General features: G+C 66.4%; 20 protein-coding genes, 1 rRNA gene and 2 pseudogenes. 15 read left to right on the top strand and 8 right to left on the bottom strand.

Annotated features, from left to right (window positions below; genetic code table 11):
• Positions 1 to 39 precede the first annotated feature (39 nt).
• From ABH915_RS00115 to ABH915_RS00105, 3 genes are all read right to left on the bottom strand, one after another.
• Entirely contained in the window at positions 40 to 2052 is a 2013-nt protein-coding gene (locus tag ABH915_RS00115) for an acyl-CoA dehydrogenase family protein (RefSeq protein WP_370124896.1), read from the bottom strand.
• 117 nt (positions 2053 to 2169) lie between these two features.
• A complete protein-coding gene (locus tag ABH915_RS00110) occupies positions 2170 to 2508 on the bottom strand; it encodes a hypothetical protein (protein ID WP_370116430.1) in 339 nt (112 codons plus the stop codon).
• Between the two features lie 204 nt (positions 2509 to 2712).
• Entirely contained in the window at positions 2713 to 3093 is a 381-nt protein-coding gene (locus ABH915_RS00105; RefSeq protein ID WP_370116427.1) for a PepSY domain-containing protein, read from the bottom strand.
• 163 nt (positions 3094 to 3256) lie between these two features.
• Here ABH915_RS00105 and ABH915_RS00100 point away from each other — a divergent pair, with 163 nt between their 5' ends.
• The 3 genes and pseudogenes from ABH915_RS00100 to ABH915_RS00090 all read left to right on the top strand — a co-directional run bounded on the left by ABH915_RS00100 (position 3257) and on the right by ABH915_RS00090 (position 9358).
• Positions 3257 to 4729: a DUF3375 family protein gene (locus ABH915_RS00100; RefSeq protein ID WP_018776092.1), complete on the top strand. Its 1473-nt coding sequence runs from the start codon at positions 3257 to 3259 to the stop codon at positions 4727 to 4729.
• Positions 4730 to 4731: 2 nt separating this feature from the next.
• Positions 4732 to 5595, top strand: a pseudogene (locus tag ABH915_RS00095) (DUF4194 domain-containing protein); the annotation flags it as partial.
• A 209-nt stretch (positions 5596 to 5804) separates the two neighbouring features.
• Positions 5805 to 9358, top strand: a pseudogene (locus ABH915_RS00090) (ATP-binding protein).
• A gap of 97 nt (positions 9359 to 9455) precedes the next feature.
• Here ABH915_RS00090 and ABH915_RS00085 read toward each other — a convergent pair.
• Entirely contained in the window at positions 9456 to 9950 is a 495-nt protein-coding gene (locus tag ABH915_RS00085) for an FBP domain-containing protein (RefSeq protein WP_370116424.1), read from the bottom strand.
• Positions 9951 to 10493: 543 nt separating this feature from the next.
• Here ABH915_RS00085 and ABH915_RS00080 point away from each other — a divergent pair.
• From ABH915_RS00080 to ABH915_RS00055, 6 genes are all read left to right on the top strand, one after another.
• Positions 10494 to 11603 (top strand): iron-siderophore ABC transporter substrate-binding protein, encoded by a 1110-nt coding sequence (locus tag ABH915_RS00080; protein WP_370116421.1) that lies wholly within the window; start codon positions 10494 to 10496, stop codon positions 11601 to 11603.
• 9 nt (positions 11604 to 11612) lie between these two features.
• On the top strand, positions 11613 to 12680 hold the full coding sequence (locus ABH915_RS00075) for a FecCD family ABC transporter permease (protein ID WP_370116418.1): 1068 nt from the start codon (positions 11613 to 11615) through the stop codon (positions 12678 to 12680).
• A 161-nt stretch (positions 12681 to 12841) separates the two neighbouring features.
• Positions 12842 to 13864, top strand: coding sequence for a FecCD family ABC transporter permease (locus ABH915_RS00070; protein WP_370116416.1), 1023 nt, complete (start codon positions 12842 to 12844; stop codon positions 13862 to 13864).
• 1 nt (position 13865) lies between these two features.
• Complete coding sequence (locus tag ABH915_RS00065; protein WP_370116413.1) at positions 13866 to 14696, top strand: ABC transporter ATP-binding protein; 831 nt, start codon at positions 13866 to 13868, stop codon at positions 14694 to 14696.
• 119 nt (positions 14697 to 14815) lie between these two features.
• Positions 14816 to 15820, top strand: a complete 1005-nt coding sequence (locus ABH915_RS00060; protein WP_370124895.1) for a siderophore-interacting protein — start codon at positions 14816 to 14818, stop codon at positions 15818 to 15820.
• A gap of 396 nt (positions 15821 to 16216) precedes the next feature.
• Entirely contained in the window at positions 16217 to 17065 is an 849-nt protein-coding gene (locus tag ABH915_RS00055; protein ID WP_370116410.1) for an SGNH/GDSL hydrolase family protein, read from the top strand.
• 10 nt (positions 17066 to 17075) lie between these two features.
• Here ABH915_RS00055 and ABH915_RS00050 read toward each other — a convergent pair whose 3' ends face one another.
• The gene (locus tag ABH915_RS00050) at positions 17076 to 17363 is read right to left on the bottom strand and encodes a YciI family protein (protein ID WP_018776102.1); all 288 of its coding nucleotides are present in this window, start codon (positions 17361 to 17363) and stop codon (positions 17076 to 17078) included.
• 103 nt (positions 17364 to 17466) lie between these two features.
• Between ABH915_RS00050 and ABH915_RS00045 the strand changes: the two genes are divergently transcribed.
• Entirely contained in the window at positions 17467 to 17946 is a 480-nt protein-coding gene (locus ABH915_RS00045) for a MarR family winged helix-turn-helix transcriptional regulator (protein WP_370116406.1), read from the top strand.
• 86 nt (positions 17947 to 18032) lie between these two features.
• Positions 18033 to 18794, top strand: a complete 762-nt coding sequence (locus ABH915_RS00040; protein ID WP_370116403.1) for an SGNH/GDSL hydrolase family protein — start codon at positions 18033 to 18035, stop codon at positions 18792 to 18794.
• An 8-nt stretch (positions 18795 to 18802) separates the two neighbouring features.
• Here the strand turns inward: ABH915_RS00040 and ABH915_RS00035 are convergent, their stop codons facing one another.
• From ABH915_RS00035 to ABH915_RS00025, 3 genes are read right to left on the bottom strand one after another with little or no spacing between them, the layout of a single operon-like run.
• On the bottom strand, positions 18803 to 19573 hold the full coding sequence (locus ABH915_RS00035) for an FAD:protein FMN transferase (RefSeq protein ID WP_370116400.1): 771 nt from the start codon (positions 19571 to 19573) through the stop codon (positions 18803 to 18805).
• Between the two features lie 40 nt (positions 19574 to 19613).
• Positions 19614 to 20123, bottom strand: coding sequence for an FMN-binding protein (locus ABH915_RS00030; protein ID WP_370116397.1), 510 nt, complete (start codon positions 20121 to 20123; stop codon positions 19614 to 19616).
• Positions 20120 to 21562, bottom strand: coding sequence for a ferric reductase-like transmembrane domain-containing protein (locus tag ABH915_RS00025; protein ID WP_370116393.1), 1443 nt, complete (start codon positions 21560 to 21562; stop codon positions 20120 to 20122). Before ABH915_RS00025 ends, ABH915_RS00030 begins: the two co-directional genes overlap by 4 nt.
• Positions 21563 to 22065: 503 nt before the next feature.
• Between ABH915_RS00025 and rpmB the strand changes: the two genes are divergently transcribed.
• The 4 genes from rpmB to ABH915_RS00005 all read left to right on the top strand — a co-directional run bounded on the left by rpmB (position 22066) and on the right by ABH915_RS00005 (position 24982).
• Positions 22066 to 22302, top strand: coding sequence for a 50S ribosomal protein L28 (rpmB, locus tag ABH915_RS00020; RefSeq protein WP_011693744.1), 237 nt, complete (start codon positions 22066 to 22068; stop codon positions 22300 to 22302).
• Positions 22302 to 22469: a 50S ribosomal protein L33 gene (rpmG, locus tag ABH915_RS00015; RefSeq protein WP_003798558.1), complete on the top strand. Its 168-nt coding sequence runs from the start codon at positions 22302 to 22304 to the stop codon at positions 22467 to 22469. Before rpmB ends, rpmG begins: the two co-directional genes overlap by 1 nt.
• A 4-nt stretch (positions 22470 to 22473) precedes the next feature.
• Positions 22474 to 22779 carry a 30S ribosomal protein S14 gene (gene rpsN / locus ABH915_RS00010; protein WP_026266887.1) on the top strand — a complete coding sequence of 102 codons (306 nt, stop codon included), beginning with the start codon at positions 22474 to 22476 and terminating at the stop codon, positions 22777 to 22779.
• Between the two features lie 676 nt (positions 22780 to 23455).
• Positions 23456 to 24982, top strand: a 16S ribosomal RNA gene (locus ABH915_RS00005).
• The last annotated feature ends 22 nt before the right edge of the window (positions 24983 to 25004 follow it).

The following is a 25004-nucleotide window of genomic DNA, read 5'->3' as shown; positions in this document are numbered from 1 at the left end:
CGGTTAGCAAGGATGCTTACTATCCGTGGCGGCTGCCCGTCAGCGGTACTTGCGGTGCAGGTCCTCCCGGACGGACGCCCGCCGGCCGGCGTCCGCGATCCACGGGCCGGTTCCTTCGGACTGGTCGAGGATCCCGGCCTCCAGCCAGGCGTAGTCGCCGGCAAGTGTCTTGCGGGCCAGGGCATGGTCGGCGTCGTCGGTGTTCCGCCACAGCCGGTCGAAATATTCGTCGACGCGAACACGGGCCTGTTCGCAGTACGCCTCGGCGAGTTCATACGCGGAGGCGCCGCGTTCCGGCTGAGTCCGCAGCAGCATCTCGGCGCGCGAACAGCAGGCTGCCATGGCAAACAGCTCGGCACCGATGTCCACGATCCGGCCCAGGAACGCCTGCTTGTGCTCAAGTTTGGCCTGCCAGCGGCCCATTCCGTAGAAGGTCTGCCGCGCCAGGCGCCGGGAGGAACGCTCCACGTAGCGCAGCTGTTTCGCGAGCCGGCCGAAGTCGCTGTAGGACCGCGGGTCCATGCCGGCGCCCGCCACGAGTTTGGGCAGCCACTTCGCGTAGAAGCCCGAGGCGCCGACGGCGGCCTTCGCCTTGTCGGAGAGGCGGGCGTCCTCCGAGGCGAGGTCTCCCGCGGCCGCCAGGTGCGCGTCCACAGCTTCGCGGGCGATCAGCAACCGCATGATTTCCGAGGACCCCTCGAAGATCCGGTTGATCCTCATGTCGCGGAGCTGCTGTTCCGCGGCGACGGCGCGCTCGCCGCGGGCCTCGAGTGAGTCGGCCGTTTCAAAGCCCCGGCCACCGCGGATTTGCACGAGTTCGTCCGCGATGAGGCAGCTGATCTCCGTGGACCACAGCTTGGCCAGGGCCGCCTCGATCCGGATGTCCTTCTGCCCGGCGTCGGCCATTTCCGCGGAGAGTTCAAACACGGCGTCCAGGGCGAAGGCGCTGGCCGCGATGAAGGCGATCTTCTTGCCCACGGCCTCATGCTGGCCGATCGGCCGGCCCCACTGCGTGCGGGCCTCGGACCATTCGCGGGCGATCTTCAGGCTCCACCGGCCCGTGGCGACGCACAGCGCGGGGATTGAGAGCCGGCCGGTGTTCAGCGTGGTGAGGGCGATTTTCAGGCCCTGGCCTTCCCGGCCCAGCCGGTTGGCCGCAGGGACCCTGACCTGGTGGAAGCGGGTGACGCCGTTTTCGATCCCGCGGAGCCCCATGAAGGTGTTTCGGTTTTCCACGGTAATGCCGGGGCTGTCCATTTCGACCACGAACGCGCTGATGCCGCCTTTGTGGGCGGTCCCGTCCGCATCGGTGTGCGGCGGCACGAGGGCCATGACCACGACGAGTTCGGCGATAACACCGTTGGTGGTCCACAGTTTGACGCCGTCCAGGAGGTACGACTCGCCGTCGTCGGAGAGGACGGCAGTGCTGCCCATCCGGGCGGGGTCGCTGCCGACGTCGGGTTCGGTGAGCAGGAATGCGGTGATGGCGCCGGCGGCGCAGCGGGGCAGGTATTCACGCTTCTGGGCCGGAGTGCCAAAGACCTTGACGGGCTCCGGCACGCCGATCGACTGGTGCGCGGAGAGCAGGGCGCCGAGGCTTGGGTGCACCGAGCCGAGCATGGCCAGTGCGCGGCCGTAGTAGACGAGCGTGAGGCCCAGTCCGCCGTATTCGCGGGGAATTTTCATTCCGAACGCACCGAGCTCGGCGAGCCCCCTGAGATAGTCGTCCGGGATCCGGTCGTCACGTTCGATGGTGCGTCCGGACATCGTGCGGCAGTAGTCGGCCAGCCGGGCCATGAACGCCTCGCCGCGTTCGACGTCGTCGGCGGGGGCCTCGGGCCACGGGTGAATCAGGGACAAATCGAAGCTGCCAAGGTAGAGGCCCTTCGCGAAGCTGGGCTGGCTCCAACTGGTTTCGCGGGCGGCCTCGGCAATGGCACGGGCATCGGCGGCCGTCGCGTCGGGGCCGACGTGCTCAGGCGCCCCGGCGGCCGACGGGCTCGGAGTATCTGGTGTTGGAGTACCCGGTGTCGGAGTACCTGATGCTGGAATACCTGACGCTGGAATACCTGACGCGGTGGCGGGGTCTTCAATGGCGGAGCTCACGGGGCATCTCCTCTAACCGGGTGACCGGCTTGAGCCCTGGATCCGCCGCGGGTGGAGGACCCTTCAGCTGTCCCGCAATACTACTCGCGGGTAAGTGCCTGTGCTAGGGGAGGACTGGCCCGGATAGTCGGCCCGGAAGTCCGTGCCGAAGTCGACCTGGAAATCGGCCGGCAACTCCACCGTTGAGGCGTGGTGGACCAGCCGGTCCCAACCGTGGTTGATGCCGTGGACCAGGCCTACTACCGCGCTGGCCACGAGGTACCAGGCGAGCCGGCCCACGCCGACCAGAACCATTGCCGCGAACGCGGACACCATCATGAAGGCGCCGATCATCACGGCAAACACGAGGGTTCCAATGACCACCATCGTGCCGGTTTCCACTGCGCTTAGGTCGAACTGCATTCTTCCCCCTGCACCATTGCTCCGGTTGAACCAGTAGCCCGAGCGTAGGGTGCCGGGGGTGTGCTGAACTAGGGTCCTTTGGACGTTCGTGGCCTCTTGATACGGGATCGAAATGCTACCGGGGCGTAGGTCACGGCGGAGTTGCGGCACCCTCACCAATCGCGGGTGTCGCCCCCTTGTCAGTGCCGGGATGCTGCCCTTGCGTCAGTCTTCGTCGTATTCAGGGGCGCTCTGGCTCATGACCTGGAAGTCCGCGCCGAGGGCGACTTCGACCTGGGACCCGTCGTTGAGGCGCACCTCGACCTCGTAGGCCGCGCCGGAATCGTCATCCCGCTCCACTTCGGTGACGCTGCCCTGGCCTACCTTCGCCAGCGCGGCACTTGATGCCATGGCACGGTCGGCGTCGCTGAGCGCCGGTCCGTTGGAATCGTCACCGATCTCAAAGTCCCCGATCTTGGCTGTGAGGGCGCCCGCACTTCCGGACCAGACATCCCCGGCCTGGGTGGCCCCGACCGCAATTGACGCTCCCCCCAGCACTACCGCTGCAGAGGCCGCCCCCGTGATCCAGATCGTTCTCTTCCGCATGATCGTCTCCTTTCAGCTGGTCATTCCAGTGTGCGCCGACATAGGGGAGCAGACAACGATGAATGCGGACGGGGCCCTGCGTTAACCTTGTAGCTGGCAGTTTTTCGAATCCGCTGCCCCGTAACGCCACCCCAAACCATCCCTGGCAGCCGAAGGAGAGCGCGTGTCCCGTTCCGCCGTGTCATCAGCCGACGCCATCAGCGCCCGGCTCCGGGACCTTGAGCTCCTCACCAAGGGACCTGCCTGGGCGCTGACGCGCTCGGCGCCGTGGGTGATCGCCGTGCTCCAGGCTTCCTTCACCCGCACGCGCGCTCAGCTGCCGCTGGAACAGTTCCACGCCGACGTCGACGCCTTCCTCGAGCAGCTCCGCCGGCAGGCCCCGGGCACGGGAGAGCAGCACAGCGGCTCGGCCAACGGCACACTCTCCGGAAAGAAATACGCGGACGAATGGACCCGCAAAAACTTCCTGACCCGCCGGAACCAGTCGGGCCAGATCGTTTACGAAGTCACCGAGCCTGCTGCCCGCGTCCTGGCCTTCCTGGACAGCCTCTCCAGCGAGCGGTCCACGCTGAACGGCTCCCGGCTCGGCACCCTGCTCGGCGACGTGGAGAAGCTCGCCAACGAGACCAACCCGGACCAGAGCGCACGCATTGAATCCCTCGAAGAGGAGATCGACGAACGCCGCCAGCTGATGGAAGACATCAGCTCCGGGGACTTCGACGGACTGCTCGACGACGACGAGGCCGTGGAGGCCGCCGGCAACATCCTCGATCTCGCGGCCAGCCTGCCCGCGGACTACAAGAAGATGCGTGACCGGATCGAAGAGCTCGTGGGGGAGCTGCGCAACCAGATCATCGAGGAATCGCTCAGCAAGGGCGCCACCATGGCGCAGGTCCTCGAGGCCGACAAGCGGCTGCGGCAAAGCCCCGAAGGCCGGACGTTCCGCTCCTTCACCGCGTTCCTGGAGGACCCGCAACAGCAGCTGAGGTTCCGGTCGGCGATCGGCGAAGTGCTGAGCCGGCAGTTCGCGGACGAGCTCAGCCATGATGAACGCGAGACGCTCAAGAACCTCGTGGCCGAACTCCGCAGCCAGCACAGCCAGATCCAGCGGATCTACGGCAAGCTCAGCGAGAGCCTCAACACCTACGTCCAAAGTGACGATTTCCGGCAGTCAGTCCGGCTCCGCAAGGTCCTGCGCGAGGCCGAGCAGGCGATCCGCTCCCTGCCGTACGAGCGCGAACGGCCCGGCCTGGTCCGCGGCCCGGTGCTGTTCAGTGCCGGCTTCGAGTCCCTGGCCATGGTCAAGCTCTTCGATCCTGACGAATTCGCGGCGCCGCCCAAACTGGCCGACCCCATCGCGTTCTCCGACTCGGACCGGGCGCGCTCGCCCCGGACCGCCAAGGCCAAGCCGGAAGCCATCCGCGCCGCGCTCGCGGGGGCCGCAACCCTCACCGAGGCCTGGGCGCAGCTGCCGGCGGAGGAACGCCACATCAACTCCATCCGGGCCCTCCTCTCGCAGACCCTCCACGAAGGCGCCGGCTTCGACCGCGGGGCCTGGGGCCCCATCGAATTCGAACAGATCGACGGCACCACCCGCACCGCCTACCTGCCCGTCGTCACGCTCGCGAAGGATTGACCATGACTGAAGAGACTGTGACCGAGACCCTGGCAGAGACAGAGACAGAGACAGAGACCGCGACGGCGGACCTGCAGTCCGCGACCGAGCCCGCCACAGCACCCGCGGACAGCGAGGGCGCCCACGTCCGGAGCGACCCTTTCACCCTCACTCCCCGGGACACGTTCGTCGACGGCGCCGCGCTCTTCCCGGGCGACACCGGCGTGCTGCCCATGAAAGTGCGGCAGGCGCTCGTGAAGCTGCTCAAGGGCCCGTACATCGACGGCGGCCGCGACGAAAAGCTGTGGACCACGCTCCTGGACAACCAGCTGATCCTGCGCAGCCGCCTCTCCGAACTCTTCCTCACCCTGCAGCTGGACCACGAACGCAAGGTCGCCGTCCTGCGCCCCGTTGACCCCGAGGCGATCGGCGGCAGTACCCGTTCCAGCATCCTGCGCCAGCAGCGTGCCCTGAGCCGGGTCGAGACGATCGTCCTGCTCCGCCTGCGCCTGCTCCTGGACCGCCACGTCACCGCCCAGACGGACCCGACGATCACGCGCGAGGAAATCGCCGAACTCGTCGCCCACTACCAGCCCACCGGCCAGCAGGACGCCCTGCGAGATGCCGACGTCGTCAATCGCGCCATCACCAAGCTCCTGGCCCGCCAGCTCCTCCTCGCCACGGGCCTGGACGAGGTCTACACCATCTCCAACGCCCTCCCGCTGGCCCTGCCGTTCGAAAACATCGGCGACATCCCGGCCCAAATCGAAGCTTTGGTAGCGGCCAGCACAGACCAGTCGGGAACGGAGCCACTCCTGGAACTCGACGACACTCCTCTGGCCGGCTCTGGCTCGGAGGATGATCCGGACGACGACGCCGATGCCGCTCCCGTCGGTGACGATGACAATGACGCAGCAACCGCTATGGACGCCAAAGGTGACCTGAACAGCGACGACGACGGCGATGCCGCCCCGGGAGTGGCATCGGGCCTGTCGGAGCCGGGCGGCTCGCTGCTTGCAGCAGAGCCGTCCGGCGAAGGGGCGGGGGCGGCATCGCCGTCGGCGTCTAACGCAACCACGAACACGGAGGCAGCCAAGTGAGCATCGCAACCATGCTGCCCATGGGCGAGCTCACCAACCCTGGCCAGATGCGCCTGGCCCTCGTCCAGGTGGTCAACTGGGGCACGTTCCATGGCGCCCACACAATGCACGTGGACCGCAACGGCACACTGCTGACCGGCAATTCGGGCGTCGGAAAGTCCACGCTGTTCGATGCCATGCTTCGGGTCTTCGACGCCCGTCCCCGCTCCAACGAAGCTGCGGCACAGCGGGCCGGCGGCGCTGTCGAGGATAAGCGCACCACGTTCACGTACATGCGCGGCAAGGTGGGCGACAAAGCCGTGGGCGAGGGCTCGGCGAGTGCGTTCCAGCGCCCGGGCGCGACCTGGTCCGCCGTCGCTCTGACGTTCGACAACGCCGCCGGCACCCGGGTGACGGTTTCGGCGCTGTTCGACCTGCCCAAGAACGGCACGGAATCCAGCGTCGGCCGGTACTACGTGATCGACAACAAGCCGCTGGACCTCGCGGCGATCGAGGGCATCGCGGAGAAGCGCTTCACCAAGTCAGCGCTGGACGCGATCTTCCCGGACGCCCAGATCTTCGACGTCCACAAGGCCTTCGCTGAACGCTTCCGCCGCCTTCTCGGCATCAGCTCGGATCAGGCCCTTCCGCTGCTGCGCGTCATCCAGGCCGGCAAGGGTCTCGGCGGCAGCGTCAACACCTTTTTCCGCGACCAGGTCCTCGATGCCCCTGCCACGCTGGCCGCGGCGGATGACGTCGTCGAGGAATTCAGCAACCTCATGTCCATCCGGCAGCGCCTCGAGGACGTCCGGCAGCAGCGCGACCAGCTGGCTCCCGTCCCCGGGCTGAACAAGGAATACGCGCAGGCGCTGCTGGACGCGAACCGGCTGCGGGACCTGTCCGGCGAGGAATTCGAGGCCTACAAGCAGCAGCTCGCGGTCACGGTCCATGAGAAGACCCTGGCGCGGCTGAAGGAACTGGCCCACGCGAAGGCCACTGACCTGGCCGCCGAACGCGCAGTCCGGGACGGCTTCGCCAAGGAACTGCGCCAGCTGGAGGGGGAGTACAACAACCAGGGCGGCAACGCGATTTCCGCGATCGAGCAGTCCCTGGAGAACGCAAAGGTGGGGCTCAAGCTGCGGCAGGAGGTGGAGGCATCGACCCGGAAGGCGCTGACCGACGCCGGGCTGGAACTCCAGTGGTCGGCCGCCGGCTGGGAACAGGCCCACGAGCACGCCGCGGCGCGCTCGGCCGAGCTCCAGGACGATTCCGAGGCGCTCAAGGAACTGCGCTTCGAGGCCTTTGACGGCCACGCCACCAGGAAGCGTGAACTCGCCGCGGCCCAGCAGGAGCTCGTCTCCCTGAAGACGCGCAAATCGCTGCTGCCGCCGTCGAGCATTGAAAACCGGAGCGCCATTGCCGCTGCCACGGGCGTGCCCGAGGAACAGATGCCCTTCGGCGGCGAGCTGATCGACCTGGCCGAGGGCCAGGAACAGTGGCGCCCGGCCGCCGAGCGTGCCCTGCGGAGCCTGGCCACCACGCTGCTGGTCCCGGGCGAGCACTTCGCGGCAGTCACCCGGTACCTCAACGACCATTCCGTGCGCGGGGCGCTGCGCGCCGTGGACGTCTCCCGGCCGCTGGCCGGCGGCGCACTGGCCGTCGAGGACGTGGCCGATCGCGATCTGCTGACCAAACTCAGCTTCCTCACCGACGCCCGGGGCTGCCCGCCGGGCCCCACGCCCAGGCGCTAGCACAGGCCAGTGCCTGGCTCCGCGAACGGATTGCCCTCGACTTCGCCTACCCGTGTGTGGACGACCCGGACGAGCTCGCCGGCCTGGACAAGGGCCTGAGCCTGGGCGGCGTGGTCAAACGCAACCGCCACACGGTGGAAAAGGATGACCGCTTCACGTCCCGCCAGGACTACGTCCTCGGGTTCGACAACGCCGCCAAGCTCGAACTGGTGGCGGCCCAGGTTGAGGACCTGCAACAGGAGCTGGCCAAGGCCGCCGAGCTGGCCCAAAGCCGGGAAGAGTCACACCAGGGCATGACCCGCCAGCTTGAAGCCCTGCGCCGGGTGGCCGAGGACCACCGGCCCTGGGAACAGGTCTCGGCCGCCGTGGCCGCGGAGGAGCTCGCCCGGATCGAGCAGCGCCTCAAGGACGCCCTCGCCGCGCAGGCCGACCTCGAACCGCTGCGCGCCAGCATCGAAGCCGCGCGGCACAAGCACCAGTCCAGCACCGAGTCCGCGGCCGTGCTGCAGAGCGAGTACAAGGCCCTCGATGCGCGCATGACCGCCGCTGATGCCCTGCTCGACGGCGCACGCACCCGGCTGGCGCAGGCACCGCCGTCGGACGCCGGCGTCGCCGCGCTGGAACCGTACTTCACCGGCTTTGGCGACGTCCTGGAGATGCACGAGCTCGACAACCTCGCCAACCAGGTCCGCACCCGGCTCCTGGCCGAACTGCACGTCGCCGAGTCCCGCGGGCAGGCCACCTCGGAGCGCCTCACCCGCATTTTCGAGGGCTTCGTCCGGGAATGGGGCACGGCGATTTCTGCGGACCACGGCACCTCGATCGGCGCCGCGGGGGAGTTCGAATCCCGGTACCACGCGATTGTCAGCGACGGGCTGCCCGCCCAGGAGGCCGAGTTCCGGCAGTTCTTCAACCAGCGGACGCACGAATCCTTTTCCACCCTGCTGCACCTGCTCGACGAGGAGCGGCGCGCCATCACGAGCCGCATCCTGCCGCTGAACGGGATCCTGTCCGAGGTCAACTTCCACGAGGGCAGCTTCCTGGAACTCGACATCAAACAGACGCTGCCCGCGACGGCGAAGCAGTTCAAGGACGCCATCCACAACGCGCTCAAGGTCCGGCACGCCCGGCCCGGCAAGACTGTTACTGCAGCGTCCGCTGCCACGTCCGCTGCTACGTCCGCTGCTGCGTCCGGGGCGGAGGGGGACGACGACGCCGAGCTCACCAGCCGCTACAAGTCGCTCGAAACGCTCGTGAAGCGGCTGGGCTCGCAGACCCCGGAGGACCGCCGCTGGCGGGCCGAAGTGCTGGACGTCCGCGGCCACCTGTTCATCCAGTGCAAGGAACACCGCGAAGTCCAGGGTGCCGGTTCCAGGGGCACCGGTCCCAAGGGGGCGGCGAAGGGTGCGAAGAAGACCGAGGTCTACATGCACGCGGACACCGGCTCCATGTCCGGTGGCGAGCGGCAGCGCTTCACCGCGTTCATCATGGCGGCGGCGCTGAGCTACCAGCTGGGCATCGCGGAACAGGGCTTCACCACGTACGGCACGGTCATGATGGACGAGGCGTTCGTCCTCGCCTCGGAGGAATTCGCCGGCGCGGGCATCAAGGCGCTGCATGAGTTCGGCTTCCAGCTCCTGCTGGCCGCGCCGGAGAACGTCATCGACCTCTCCCGGCACCTCGGCTCGGTGACGGAGATCCTCCGGGACAAGCGCACCAACCGTTCCGGCGTCCTGACGGCTCCGGTGATTGCCGCGCGTCCCGGCACGGAGGGCGCCTGGCGCTCCGAGGCAAACCCGGTAGACATCGTCCTGCGCTGACCCCAGCCCTCCCCTTAAAGCAACGCGGGGTCAGTTACGGCCCATAAACGCCGCTTTAATGGGCCGTAAGTGACCCCGTGTTGCTTGAAGCCGGGGGCTAGTTGCCCTGGACGCGGTCCACGAACTGGGCAGTGCGCGCCACCAGCCCGTCGATCTGCCGCAGCACGACGGCGGCGGGGTCCGGGTTGATCTCGTTGGCCGGAGGCTCCACCCGCACATTGCGGCAGCAAAGGAAATCGGCGCAGATCAAGGTGCCCAGCGTGTTGCCGTTGCGGCCGGACTGCCCGGCGCGCTTGGCCACCCACAGCAGGACGTCGTCCTTGGAGAAGACGTCCCGGCACAGCTCGCAGAGCACGGAACGGTTCTTCTTGGGCCCGCCTTCAGGGGCCCGGAGCATGATGCCGGTGGGACCCTTCGGCCCCTGCACCACGAGATAGCCGCGGAGGGGCATCTTCGCGTCCCGCCAGGCTAGGAAGTCCATTGTTTCCCAGCCCAGGGTGTCGAAGCTTTTGGGGAGAGTGAGTTTGGCGGCTTCTGACCGGCTCGCGTTGATGAAGGACGAGCGGATCTGCTGCGCCGTGATTTTTTGCATGGCGGACACTTTCGAAAATCGGCTGGCTCCGGCCAGGCGGGCGCGCGGCGCGCGGCGCGCCGGGCGGATTGTGGGCAGAAGACTGCCAGCCTGCGACTCCGGTGGGGCACGGCGTCTCGCGTCACTCGTCCCTGGTGGTTCGGGACTCGGCGGGAAGGGGCTGTGCAGGAAGTCCCTATGCGGGAGGGGCTGGCAGGAGCGCGGGAGCGTTGCAGGCCACAGCGGCCACCCCGCTCACCGTGGCAGCAGTCATCGTCGCGATGTCCATGCTCACTTCCCCCGTCCCAGCACACATCGCCGGTTCCGATTGTCCGGCGAGCCCATCCTTGCAAAGCCCGGGATTCGTGTCCAGTCAACTGCTCCCCGGCCACCCCAACGCGGGGTCACTTACGGTCCATAACCGCCACCGTCATGGGCCGTAAGTGACCCCGCGTTGTTGTTGTAGTGGCCCGATTGAGACAATTACGTTACTCAAACCTTTCTTAATTACACAAAGGATAGGCTAGCCTTACTTAGGTTTGCATCACTTACCTAAGGAGTTCCGTGGCTTCCGCCCTCTTTCCCCGTTCAGGCGGCCGCCCCGCCGGTCGCCGCCTCCGCAAGAGCGCAGGGCGGGCCGCGGCCCTTCTGGCCGCCGTCGCGCTGACCCTGACCGCCTGCTCTACCGGACCTGCCGGTTCGACGGCGGCGGACGCTCCCTCCCAGTCGGCCAGCACCGCCTTCCCGGTGACCATCAAGCACGTCTTCGGCGAGACCACCATCCAGGAGCAGCCCGAGCGCGTGGTCACCGTTTCCTGGGTCAACGACGATGTCGCGATCGCCCTCGGCGTGGTTCCCGTGGGCGTCCCCAAGAACGAATGGGGCGGCAATGACAAGGGCTCCACGCCGTGGAAGGACGCCGCGCTGGAGAAGCTCGGCGCCGGCTTCGGTTCCGAGAGGGCGCCCGTCCAGTTTTCGGAGGCTGACGGCATCAACTTCACCGAGATCGCCAAGCTGAACCCGGACGTCATCCTCGGTGCCTACTCCGGCCTGACCGAGGAGGACTACAAGAAGCTCAGCGAAATCGCCCCCGTTGTGGCGCATCCGGAACTGGCCTACGGCACGCCGTGGCAGGACTCCACCACCATCATCGGCAAGGCCCTGGGCAAGGAAGCCGAAGCCGCCAAGCTGGTCGCCGACACCGAGGCCACCATCAAGGACAAGGTCTCCAAGTACCCGCAGATCGACGGAAAATCCTTCATCTACGGCAACCTTGAGCCGGACAAGAGCGACGGCGTCAACGTCTACACCGCCAACGACAACCGTCCCCGCTTCCTGACCGAAATCGGCATGAAGCTCGCATCCGTTGTCGAGGACAAATCCAAGGGCTCCCAGGAATTCTTCATTCCGTGGTCCGCCGAAAAGGCCAACGAACTCAACTCGGACATCTTCGTGACCTGGGTGCCGGATGCCGCCACCACCGATTCCATCAAGGCTGACCCGCTGCTGGGCCAGATCCCGGCCATCAAGACCGGCGCGCTGGTTGCCGACGCGAACAACACGCTGACGCTGTCCATCTCCGCGTCCTCGCCGCTGAGCCTGCCGTGGTCCCTGGACACGTTCCTGCCGCAGCTGGCTGGCGCCGCGGACAAAGTCACCGCCGCAGCGAAGTAACACGCTTCCATGACGAACAGTACGACGACGGCGCCCGCCGGCCGTGTGCCCGGCGCGCCGGCCGCGCCCGCCGGGAAGAAAGCCCCCGCCAAGCAGGCCGCCTGGCTGCTGGCCGCCGTCGTCGCACTTGTCCTGGTCTGCGCGGCGTCCCTGGCCGTCGGTGCCCGGGGGGTCCCACCCGGCACCGTCTGGCAGGCGCTGACGCAGTTCGACCCCACCGACGGCGACCACGCCGTCATCCACGCCCGCATCCCCCGCACCGTGCTGGGCCTGCTGGCCGGCGGTGCCCTCGGGCTGGCGGGTGCGGCCATGCAGGGCGTGGCCCGCAACCCGCTCGCCGATCCCGGCATCATCGGCGTCAACGCTGGCGCGGCCCTCGCCGTCGTCACGGGGATCTACGTCTTCGGCGTTTCGTCCCTGACCGGCTACATCTGGTTCGCGTTCATCGGCTCCGCGGTGGCCGCCGTCGTCGTCTATCTGATCGCGTCCATGGGACGGGACGGGGCGACGCCGGTCAAACTGGCCCTGGCCGGCGCGGCCCTGAGCGCGGGGCTGTATTCGCTGATGAATATCGTCCTGGTTTCGAGCCAGGACACCCTGGACCGGTTCCGTTTCTGGCAGGTCGGCGGGATCGCCGGCCGGGACTGGTCGGTGGTGCTCCCCGGCCTGCCGTTCCTGGCCGCCGGGGCACTGATTGTCCTGTTCACCGGACGGATCCTTAACAGCCTGGCCCTCGGGGATGACATCGCCCGCGGGCTGGGCCAGCGCGTCGGACTGGCCCGCGGCGTCACCGCGCTGGGCGTCGTGCTGCTCTGCGGCTCGGCCACTGCACTGGCCGGGCCGATCGGATTCGTCGGCCTGGTGGTTCCGCACGCCGTCCGCTTCCTGACCGGCCCGGACTACCGCTGGATCCTGCCCTTCTCGCTGGTCTCGGCGCCCGTGCTGCTCCTGCTTTCGGACGTGGTGGGCCGTGTCATCCTGCTGCCCGGCGAAGTCCCTGCGGGCATCATGACGGCCCTGGTGGGTGCGCCCGTTTTTGTGTGGCTGGTCCGCCGAGGCAAGGGGGCAGGACTGTGAGCAGGGCAGACCTCGCCAACGTCAGGCGCGAGCTGGGAGACAACGCTCCCGCCGAGTGCGAACCGGCAGATCCCGCCGGTCCGGTGCGCGCCGATGGGAGGCCGCTGCGCAGTGTTTTGAGGGGCAGCGTTTTGAAGGGCAGTGTGTTGAGGGGCAGGCTGATGGGCCGAACGGCCCTGCTGGCCTTCGCCGTGGTGGTGCTCCTCGCCGTCAGCGTCCTGCTGGGCAGCTACACCGTCACCATCCCGGACTTCATCAGGATCCTCACGGCCCACCTCACAGGTGGCGAAAGAATCCCCGGCGCCAGCTTCATCGTGATGGAAAACAAGCTGCCGCGGGCCGTCATCGGCACCATGATCGGGATTGCCTTCGGGCTCTCGGGCACCCTGTTCCAGACCATGCTGCGCAATCCGCTGGCCAGCCCCGACGTGATCGGCATCAGCTACGGGGCCAGCGCGGCCGCCGTCACCGCCATCGTCGTTTTCGGCGCCTCCGGGGCGGCGGTTTCCGGCGCGGCACTGTGCGGGGCCGTGGCCGTAGCCGTCCTGATCTACACAATCTCGCGGAGCGGTTCCCTCGGATCAGGCGGTGGCAACCGCGGCAGCGCCGCCGGAAACCGGCTCGTCCTGGCCGGCATTGGCATCGCCGCGGCACTGAACGCCGTGGTCAACTTCCTCATGACGCGGGCGGACATCCGCACCGCGGCCGAGGCCCTGATCTGGCTGAACGGATCCCTGAACTCCGCCAACTGGGACCGCGCCGGAGTGCTGACCCTGGCGCTGCTGGTCCTGCTCCCCGCCGTCGCCCTCCTCGCGGGCCCGCTCCGGATCCTGGAACTGGGAGACGACGCCGCCGCCGGACTCGGCATCCGGGTGGGCCTTACCCGGCTGGGCGTGGTGGCCGTTGCTGTCGCCCTGGCCGCCGTCGCCACTGCAGCCGCCGGGCCCGTGGCCTTCGTCGCCTTCCTGGCCGGTCCCATCGCACGCCGCCTCACCGGCAAGGCCAGCCTTCCTGCCGGCGCGTTCGTCGGCGTCCTGATTGTCCTCGCCGCCGACTACTTCGCCGCCAACATCGCCCCCGTGCTGCTGGACGGCACCGTCCTTCCCGTCGGTGTGGTCATCGGCGCGCTGGGGGCACCATTCCTGCTGTGGCTCCTGGTCGCAGCCAACCGAAAGGACGCCTGACATGGCCGTTCTGAACGCCAAGGACCTGACGCTGCAGTACGGCCAGCGCCGAGTGGTGGAAGAGCTCACTGCGGAGATTCCGGAGGGTAAGGTGACCATGATCGTGGGCGCCAATGCCAGCGGCAAATCCACGCTCCTCCGCGGCCTGTCCAGGCTGCTGAAGCCGGCCGGCGGGACCGTGACCCTGGACGGCAAGGACATCCATTCCCGCCCGGCCAAGGAACTCGCCCGCATCCTCGGCCTGCTCCCGCAGCACCCCACTGCCCCCGACGGCATCCTGGTCCGGGACCTCGTGGGCCGCGGACGCTACCCGCACCAGGGCTTCTTCCGCAGCTGGAGCACAGGTGACGATCTCGCTGTGCAGCGCGCGCTGGAAGCCACCGAAACGCTGGAGCTCGCCGAGCGCAATGTCGACGAACTCTCGGGCGGGCAGCGCCAGCGCGTCTGGATCGCGATGGCGCTGGCCCAGGAAACCGAGGTCCTGCTGCTCGACGAGCCAACCACCTACCTGGACCTGGCCCACCAGGTGGAGGTCCTGGACCTGATCACGGACCTGAACCGGCAGCGCGGCACCACCGTGGCAATCGTCCTGCACGACCTGAACTTGGCGGCTCGGTACGCGGACCATGTCATCGCCATGAAGGGCGGCGGGATCGTGGCCGAGGGCACCGCCGTCGACGTCGTCACCGAGGACCTGGTCCGTGACGTCTTTGGCCTGGACTCGCGGGTTCTTCCCGACCCCATTTCCGGCACGCCACTGATCATCCCGCTCGGCCGTCACCACGCCGAGTTCCCAAAAGCCGAAAAAGCAACCCTGGAGTTGGTCCCATGAAGGCAGTTAGCAGCAGTGCAAGAGCCAGCAGTGCAACGGACAGGAAGGCAGCCGACATCAGCCAGGTGCGGGCACGCCGTGCGCCCTCGGCGGCACGGGGCCAGCCGACCACCGAACCAATGACCTTGGCGTTCGACGTGACGGTCGCCGCGGTGCAGGAGCTCAGCCCCAACTTCCGCCGCGTCACCTTCGGCGGGTACTCCCTGCGCGACTTCGGGGTCCACGGCGAAACTCTGGACCTGCGTGTGAAGCTGATGATCCCGTCCCTTGCCGGGGACGGCACCCAGCTGCCGCTGCCGGTGTTCCACATGGAGCAGGCCGGCTGGTACCAGGAATGGCTGGCCATGGATCCCGCGACCCGCGGCTCCATGCGCACCTACACCGTGCGGCAGGAACGCCTCGACTCCGTCTACCCGGAGATCGACGTCGACTTCGTCATGCACTTCGACGCCGCCGGCAACGGCGGACCCGCCGCGAACTGGGCCCTGAACGCCCGGCCCGGCGACGCCCTCACCATCATCGGACCCAACAACCGGGCCGCGCACTGCGTCACGGCCGGGACCTACTCCGGCATCGAATGGCGCCCGGGCCTGGCCCAGCGCGTACTGCTTGCCGGTGACGAGACCGCTGTCCCGGCCATCAGCGCCATCCTGGAAAGCCTGCCGTCGTACATGAGCGGGCACGCGTTCCTGGAGGTCCCCGAGGCCGCCGACTTCCTGGACCTGACCTCGGACGCCGACGTCGAAATCACCTGGCTGGCTCGGGGCGCCTCGATCGGCCGCTCCCGTCCGCACGGCGAACTCCTGCAGGAGGCGGTCCGCGCCGCCGTTCCCGAGCCCGGCTGGGTGGGCATCAAGGCCGCCAGCGGGGCAGGGCCGGAACCCGATGACGTGGACGTGGACCAGGACATCCTCTGGGAGACTCCCGCCCGGATGGATGCCACGGCGATCAGCGCCGGGCGGAACCCCGACAAGCCAGCCGGCACACTGCCCTTCTACGCCTGGATTGCCGGCGAAGCGGGCACCGTCAAGGAGCTGCGGCGGTACTTGGTGCGGGACGTGGGGATTGACCGGAAACAGGTCGCGTTCATGGGGTACTGGCGGCAGGGGAAAGCCGAGCTGTAGTCTTCGGCGTCGGGCCTCTTCCGGGCTTACGCCTGCGATCGCAGTTTTGCCGTCGCTCACCGTGTGTGGGTTCGCCCGCAATCGCAGTTTTGCCGTCGCTTAGACACCTCCCGCCGCCTCGTTCGGCCGCTGGCGGCCTCTCTCGGCTCTGGTCGGCGATGCGCTCCTTTGCAAAACTGCGATTGCGGTCTTGGGGGTGACTCACCGTCGCAAAGCACCCGCAGCGGTCTTGTAGTTGGCTCACCTTGGGTGCGTCCTACCTGTCACGTGGAGAATCATCGGTTGCGGTTGCGGTTGCGGTTGCGGTTGCGGTTGCGGTTGCGGCTCGTTCGGCCGGTCATCTTGGGTTAACTCTCCCTTTCCCTGCTGGCTTTTTAGGGTGGGTAGGGTGACGGGGTGGCTTCAATTCCTTTGCTTCCGGATCGAGGCGGGCGGCGGGTCTTTGTTGCCTTGGGGGATTCCTTCACTGAGGGCGTGGGGGACTACGATCCCCGCTTCCCCAATGGCGTGCGGGGCTGGGCCGACCGGGTCGCGGAGAAGCTGGCCAAGGCGCAGCCGGGGTGGGAGTATGCCAATCTGGCCATCCGCAGCAAACGACTGCGCCACATCATCGGCGAACAGCTCGGTCCCGCAGTGGCCATGGAGCCGACGCTCGTCACGTTGTACGCGGGCGGAAACGACATCCTGGATTTCGGCACGGACATCGGGGCCCTCATGCGGGACTACGAGTCCCTGGTGGCTGCGCTCGCCGACACGGGGGCAACGCTGGTGCTCTTCACCGGCTTCGACGTCAAGGTCTCCGCGCTGCTGGAGCCGCTGAAGAAACGTAACGCCTTCTACAACCGGCGCGTCCGCGAGATCGCCGGCCATTACGGCGCGGTGCTGGTGGACTACTGGTGCTTCGACGCATTCCATGACCCGCGGATGTGGGATTCGGACCGGCTGCATATGTCCAAGGCAGGCCACAAATACCTCGCCTCACAGGTCCTGGACCACCTCGGCGTGCCGCACAAGATTAAACCCAGGGAGTGGGAGCCGACAGTGAAACCGGGCCTGCGGGAGTGGGAACGCCGGCAGCGACGCTGGGTCCGCGACTGGGTGCTGCCGTTGTTCGGGCGGAAGCTCCGCGGCGTCACCCTCGGCGATCAGCTCCGGCCGCGCTGGCCCGAACCCGTGCGGGTCCCGCGCAAGGGCGGGCTGAAGAAACTGCTGCACGACCAGCGGGTCAGCGGCGACGCCGGGTAGCCGCCGGGACTCAGCTGTCCAGCAGGTTTTCGTAGCCCGGAGCCACCCTGTTGGCGTGGAACTCCATGACCTCGAATTCAGCCACACCATTGACGTAGAACGGATCCTTGGCCAAGGCAGCGTCAAGGCTGGCCCGGTCCGCGTTGGAGAGCAACAGGCCGCCGGTGCGGGGGATTTTGCGCCCCGCGACCATGAAGACGCCGTCGTCGAAGGCTGCCTGCAGCCACGTCACGTGCGCCGGAAGATGGAACTCCACAATGTCCTCGGGGACTTTGTATGTCAGGGAGACTACGTACATGCGGCCAGCCTACCGGTAGCCGGCCGCGGACAGGCGGGAAGTTTTCTGGAATTGCCCCGGCTGAAGTTGAATCGTCAAGCTTCCAGTCTCCTAGAATGTAGCCATGACCGAACCCCGCTGGCTCAACGCCGACGAACGCCGGGCCTGGCTGGCCCAGCTCAGCATCAATACCATGCTGCCGGCCGCCCTGGACACCCAGCTCCACGCAGCGGGCAAGCTATCCCTGTTCGACTACAACGTGCTGGCGATGCTTTCCGAGGCCGAAGGGCGCTTCCTGCCCATGAGTGAGCTCGCTGCGCGCACCAGCGCTTCCCTGTCCCGGCTCTCGCATGTGGTCACCAAGCTGCAGAACCGCGGCTGGCTTGAGCGCAGGCCGCACCCCGGCGACGCCCGCGTGACCACGGCCCACCTGACCGACGCCGGAATGCAGACGATTGTGCGGCTCGCCCCGGGACATGTTGAAGCGGTCCGCTCACTGTTCCTCGACGCCTTGAGCCCCAAGGACGTCGCGGACCTGGCCCGGATCGGCGAAAAGATCGTGGCCCGGCTCGACGACGACCACTGGATCCTGCGCGGCAACTAAGCGCGATAGCCGAATGCGCCGCCGTCAGCCCGACGTCGGCCATCCCCGTCTTTGTTGCTCACGGCAACTGCTGGCAGACTGGATTCATGGATTTCACGTCCCGCTACGTAGCCCTTGGAGACTCCTTTACGGAAGGCGTCGGCGACGACGACCCCACCCGGCCTAACGGCGTCCGGGGCTGGGCGGACCGGGTGGCAGAAGGGCTTGGCGCCGCCGATCCCGGCTTCGGGTACGCGAATCTTGCCATCCGCGGCCGGAAACTCCGCCAGATCATGGCCGAACAGGTCGATGCCGCCGTCGCACTCAAACCCACCCTGGTCAGCATCTACGCCGGCGCCAACGACATCCTCCGGCCAAAGGTCGACATCGATGATCTGCTGGCCGAATACGACGCCGGAATCCGCAAGCTCACGGCCACTGGCGCCACCGTGGTGATGTTCACCGGGTTCGATGCGCGGGGCTCCAAGATTTTCGGCACCATGCGCGGCCGTACTGCCATCTATAACGAGCTGGTTCGCGGCATCGCCGGGGACCACGGTGCCCTGCTGGTCGATTACTGGCGTTTCAGCGAATACTACGACTGGGGCATGTGGGCCACGGACCGGATGCACATGTCAGCTGCCGGCCACGCGAACATGGCCAAGCGCGTCCTCACGGTGCTGGCACACGACCACTCGATTGACGTCCCGCCCATGACGCCGGTGCCTGAACTGAGCCGGGTGGACGCCCTCCGCGCGAATGCCCGGTGGGTCCGCGAATTCGCCGGCCCGTGGGTTGTCCGGCGGGTCACCGGGAAATCGTCCGGCGACGGCCTGGTGCCGAAGTATGGCCAGCTGACCCACCTCTAGACAGCACCCTAGGCGCGGAACCCCGGCGTCGCGAGCAGTTCCCCGCCGCGGCGGACGGCGAGGACATCGATCTCCCAACCGTCCGTGGCCCGGTGCAGCATCGCGGTCCCGCCGGCCACGATCGCCGTCGCCAGCACATCGGCGGTGACGATGTCTGCCGCAGCCACGGAGACCTGGACGAACTCGGCGCCGGAAGAGCCAGCGGTCCGGATCCCGAAGCCCGCTGTCCAGATGTGGTCACCCCGCTCCGCCGAGCCCGACGTCGCCAGGGCGCACCGGGTGCCAGGTCCCCCCAGCTCGTAGGCGGCAAGCAGTGTCGAGCGGTCCAGCGGGTCAACGACGCCGGCCGCCCACGAAGCTCCGCTGCCCGGCACGGGAGAACCCGTCACCAGCACGTCGCCGCCGGCATTCAGGCACCAATCGGTGATCCCGCGGCTCCGCAACGCCTCACCGGCCTGCCCGATCGCGTAACCCTTGATAAGCCCGGAAAGGTCCAGCACGCCGTCGGGCCGTTCCGGGGAGAACGCGCCCTCCGTCCTAAGCCGCCAGGTGAGCGCATCCGCGTAGCGGTCCCGCATCCCCGCGGAGGAGTTCCGCAGGCAAAGCTCCCCGCGCGCCAGCCGGCTGGCCTCGGAATCGGGACGGTACAGGCTGAACGTTTCGTCCAACCCGGCAAAGACGCGCTCGACGGCGGCGGTTGCGGCGTCGAGCTTTGCCTCGCCGCCCGCAGCACCCGGAACGGCCCCCGCTGGAACGGTAAGGCTGATTACGGTGCCCATGGAGCTAAAAGTCCTGGCTCTCAGGGCCGGGCCGCCCAGCTCAGAGGTTGGCTGCATCGAGGGCCGCCTGGAGGGAGTTCAAGTAGGCGTCGCTGGTCACCGTGGCACCGCTGATGGTCTGCACGTCCGCGGATTGGGCGGCAAGGACCTCGGTGCGCAGGAGCGGGGCCGCCCGGTTGCTGATCTGCACGGACTTGCGTTCGGCATCGGTCAGCTGAAGCGCCGTGACGTCGGTGATCTTTCCGGCCTGCACCGTGATTTGCACCTGGACGGAGCCGAACCGGGTCTGGACGACGGAGCCTGCGTACGTCCCTACAGCCTTGGCCGAGGCCCCTGTGGCGCCGCCCGCGCTTGACGAGCTTGACGATCCCGACGAGCCGGAGGCCCCTGCCGAGCCGGACGTTCCGCTTGAGCCGGACGAACCCGTGGACCCGGCGGCCGCGCTTGCGACGGAGCTGCCGGTTTCGGCTACGTGGAGGCCCGACTGCCAGCCGGCAATGAGGATGCCGGCGGAGGCCAGGGCGGCTGAAACTGCTGCGCGGGTTCTCACCAGTCGAACCTTTCGTAGTGGATTTGGTCTTCCCGGACGCCGGCTGCACGGGCGTCTTCCAGCACGTTGTGTGCCCAGGCGGAGGGGCCGCAGACGTACACGTCGGCGTCAGTGATATTCGGGTGGTAGCTGGCCAGCCGGTGGCCGGCGCGGGCGGCGTGCTCCGGAAGCCAGGTCTGGATGCCGGCCGGGCGGGAGCCGGTCAAGTGGAAGAGCGTGGCGCCGCGCCGGCGGCAGAGATCGAGGATCTCCTCGCCCAGGTAGAGCTCGGATTCGCTGTGTCCGCGGAGAATGACAGTGGCGTTGCCGGGCTGGAATGGCGTGCTCTCCAGCAGGGCACGAACCGGCGTGATGCCGATTCCGGCTCCCACCATGACCACATGGTTGCGGCTCCGCGCGGCCGTGCTGAACAGCCCGTACGGGCCCTCCACTGCCACTTTGGTGCCGGGCTTCAGCGACGCCAGCTGGGACGATCCCCGGCCGAGGTTGCGGACAGTGATCCGCAGCGTGCCCTGGCCAGCGGCGTCGAAGCGGACGGGTTCGGCGGACAGGCTGAACGGATGCGGATGCCACCACAGGCCCGGAGCCAGGAACCGCCAGATAAAGAACCGGCCGCCGCTGCCTGCCAGTTCGTCCAGTCGAAGGCCGGACATTTCAATGCTGACCACTCCAGGGGCCACCCGCACCACCCGCTTGACGGTCAGCTGGTGCCTGAAAGTTGCCACCAAAGGCTGGACCACCCGGTAGTAGAGGAGTGCGGCGCCGGTCGCGATGCACAGAGCCAGCCAGTACCAGCGCTGCCAGGTGCCCTCGGCAAAGAGGCCGCCCACACTGAACTGGTGGGGGAGGGACGTCAGGACGGCCGCGTACGTCAGGAGGTGGACGGCGTACCAGAATTCGTAAGGGAACCGACGTCGGACCGCTACCAGGGAGGTGACGACGACGGCGATGAACAGGAGCATAGAAATGTAGGCCAGCCACATGTCAGGCACAAGGACCCAGAGTGCAACCGACTCGCTGACAGGGTCCAGCCCTTCCGCCATGCCGTAGCCGATGGCAATGAGGATTCCGTGCGCCAGTAGCAGGTACAGGGCCGGTTTGCCCAGCTTGCGGTGAAACTCAAGGGCACGGTCGTGGCCGACTGTCTGGTCGATAAGTGGGATTCGGGCCGCCAGCAGCAGCATGAGAAGCACCAGGTCCATGCCGGCGAGGCCGGCCACAATCCCCAGTGCGGTGAAGGATCCGGCTGGAGTCGAGAAGCCGGCGGCTCCGCCGTCGGCCAGCCACAAGGCGACCGCGCCTGCCAGCGACGCCCAGAAAAGGACCGTCAGCAGATCCGCTCTTAGCAACCGCCGGCGGTACTGCGCCCTGAACGGGTTCACAGCGCCACCGGAGCTGCGGCGAACCCCGGGACGGTTCGTCAGAAGTTGTGTGTTCATGGATCCAGAATTGCCCCGCTGCCTATCATTTCGCTGTGAAAAGGCTTCGTCGGGCATATGACCTGGAAGGCCCGGGCCTAGCGCATGGACTGGCCGTGGGGCACTGTCCTATACACCATTCAGCGACGGATTGGTCTTTAATTCGCCGAACTCGTAGACTTGGTAGGCGCTAGGTGGCGCGGAGCGTGCGCAATTGCTCCGGTTGGCAGGACCCGTCTGAAAAATCGACGGTCCTGGAGGCCGGTAGTTAGGGGCTCAAGTTGCGCGCATTCCTGTATTCGCCCAGCATCCCGGCACTTCGCAATGGCTGTCCAACAGGCGGCCAGCGTCAGGTGCCCGTGGCCCACAATCTTCGCCGCAGTGAGGAAACAGACGGTTTATGCCGTCTGGCTGAATCCCGCGGACACGGCGGTTGGGGGAGGGAGCCGGATGCGGACGCCGCCCAACGCACGGTCAACGGGAACTCCGTTAGCCGTTTCATTTATTTTTTGAGGAGAGTCGTCATGGCAGCACACTGCCAGGTGACCGGAGCCGAGCCGGGCTTTGGACACAGCATTTCGCACTCGCACCGTCGCAACAAGCGCCGGTTCGACCCGAACATCCAGAAGAAGCGCTACTGGGTTCCGTCCCTGCGCCGTAACGTCACCCTGCAGGTCTCTGCGCGTGGCATCAAGACCATCGACGTACGCGGCATTGACGTAGTCGTCGCCGCCATCCTGGCACGAGGAGTGAAGCTCTAATGGCAAAGGATAAGGACGTACGTCCGATCATCAAGCTGAAGTCGACCGCGGGCACCGGCTACACCTACGTGACGCGCAAGAACCGTCGTAACGACCCGGACCGTCTGGTCCTGAAGAAGTACGATCCCAAAATCCGCCAGCACGTCGAATTCCGAGAGGAGCGCTAAACACATGGCTAAGAAGTCAATGATCGCTAAGAACGAACAGCGTAAAGTCATCGTCGAGCGTTACGCTGCAAAGCGCCTCGAACTGAAGAAGGCTCTGGTTGATCCCAACTCAACCGACGAAGTACGCGAAGCTGCTCGCCTCGGCCTGCAGAAGCTGCCCCGCAACGCCTCACCGGTACGTCTGCGTAACCGCGACATCATCGATGGCCGTCCGCGCGGTACCTTCCAGAAGTTCGGCATCTCCCGTGTTCGCTTCCGCGACATGGCTCACCGCGGTGAGCTCCCGGGCATCACGAAGTCTTCCTGGTAATTCAGTACCCCTGAAGCCAGTGGCTTGAAGAAGGGCCGGCAACCATTTGGTTGCTGGCCCTTCTCGCATTTAACGTCCGGGCCGCCTACTGGCCCCCGGTTGCGTGCCGTGGTGATGCACTGCACAGTGGTGGTTTGTGGGGGTGGGGGGTCTGGTGGGGTTGTTTTGGGTGGGTTTGGGTTGTGGTGGCGGGGTTTTTGGGTGGTGGGGTGGGTGTGGGGGGTGGAGTTGCGGTGGGGGCGTGGTGGGTGTATTGTTTTCTAAGTCGCCGCGAGGGAGACCAGCGGAAATGCTGGGAACCGGAGGCGGCCAATCCCCTAAATTTCAAGACCGGATCTGGTCGGCGTTTTGTGCGCTCCGGGTTCGGGTGGGGCGGGTCGGATGGTTTGCGGGTCGCGGAAACGCTGATTTGCAAAGCGGTCCGGACTCGGGTAAGTTTGAAAAGTTGCTCCGGAGCGATCCTCGACCGAAAAGGTTGTGGTGGTGCCGGGTGTGTCTGTTGTTTGAGAACTCAATAGTGTGCCAAGTTTGTTGATACCAATTTATTGTATTGAATTGGTTGAATTTGCCGGGCCCGCCACCCCGTGGTGTGGTCTGGTGTTATTTGGCTGGTTTCAAATTTTGTGCAGCGTGTGCATCCCGTTTTCCCGGGGGCGCATGTTGTGTCTGTTTTACTTCAACGGAGAGTTTGATCCTGGCTCAGGATGAACGCTGGCGGCGTGCTTAACACATGCAAGTCGAACGATGATCCGGTGCTTGCACCGGGGATTAGTGGCGAACGGGTGAGTAACACGTGAGTAACCTGCCCTTAACTCTGGGATAAGCCTGGGAAACTGGGTCTAATACCGGATATGACTCCTCATCGCATGGTGGGGGGTGGAAAGCTTTATTGTGGTTTTGGATGGACTCGCGGCCTATCAGCTTGTTGGTGAGGTAATGGCTCACCAAGGCGACGACGGGTAGCCGGCCTGAGAGGGTGACCGGCCACACTGGGACTGAGACACGGCCCAGACTCCTACGGGAGGCAGCAGTGGGGAATATTGCACAATGGGCGCAAGCCTGATGCAGCGACGCCGCGTGAGGGATGACGGCCTTCGGGTTGTAAACCTCTTTCAGTAGGGAAGAAGCGAAAGTGACGGTACCTGCAGAAGAAGCGCCGGCTAACTACGTGCCAGCAGCCGCGGTAATACGTAGGGCGCAAGCGTTATCCGGAATTATTGGGCGTAAAGAGCTCGTAGGCGGTTTGTCGCGTCTGCCGTGAAAGTCCGGGGCTCAACTCCGGATCTGCGGTGGGTACGGGCAGACTAGAGTGATGTAGGGGAGACTGGAATTCCTGGTGTAGCGGTGAAATGCGCAGATATCAGGAGGAACACCGATGGCGAAGGCAGGTCTCTGGGCATTAACTGACGCTGAGGAGCGAAAGCATGGGGAGCGAACAGGATTAGATACCCTGGTAGTCCATGCCGTAAACGTTGGGCACTAGGTGTGGGGGACATTCCACGTTTTCCGCGCCGTAGCTAACGCATTAAGTGCCCCGCCTGGGGAGTACGGCCGCAAGGCTAAAACTCAAAGGAATTGACGGGGGCCCGCACAAGCGGCGGAGCATGCGGATTAATTCGATGCAACGCGAAGAACCTTACCAAGGCTTGACATGGGCCGGACCGGGCTGGAAACAGTCCTTCCCCTTTGGGGCCGGTTCACAGGTGGTGCATGGTTGTCGTCAGCTCGTGTCGTGAGATGTTGGGTTAAGTCCCGCAACGAGCGCAACCCTCGTTCCATGTTGCCAGCGCGTAATGGCGGGGACTCATGGGAGACTGCCGGGGTCAACTCGGAGGAAGGTGGGGACGACGTCAAATCATCATGCCCCTTATGTCTTGGGCTTCACGCATGCTACAATGGCCGGTACAAAGGGTCGCGATACTGTGAGGTGGAGCTAATCCCAAAAAGCCGGTCTCAGTTCGGATTGGGGTCTGCAACTCGACCCCATGAAGTCGGAGTCGCTAGTAATCGCAGATCAGCAACGCTGCGGTGAATACGTTCCCGGGCCTTGTACACACCGCCCGTCAAGTCACGAAAGTTGGTAACACCCGAAGCCGGTGGCCTAACCCCTTGTGGGAGGGAGCTGTCGAAGGTGGGACTGGCGATTGGGACTAAGTCGTAACAAGGTAGCCGTACCGGAAGGTGCGGCTGGATCACCTCCTTTCTAAGGAGCACCTACAACCACC

It is taken from the genome of Arthrobacter sp. MW3 TE3886 (genome assembly GCF_041262145.1).
In the GTDB taxonomy this organism is placed as follows: domain Bacteria; phylum Actinomycetota; class Actinomycetes; order Actinomycetales; family Micrococcaceae; genus Arthrobacter.
This window is presented reverse-complemented; position numbering and strand designations above follow the sequence as displayed.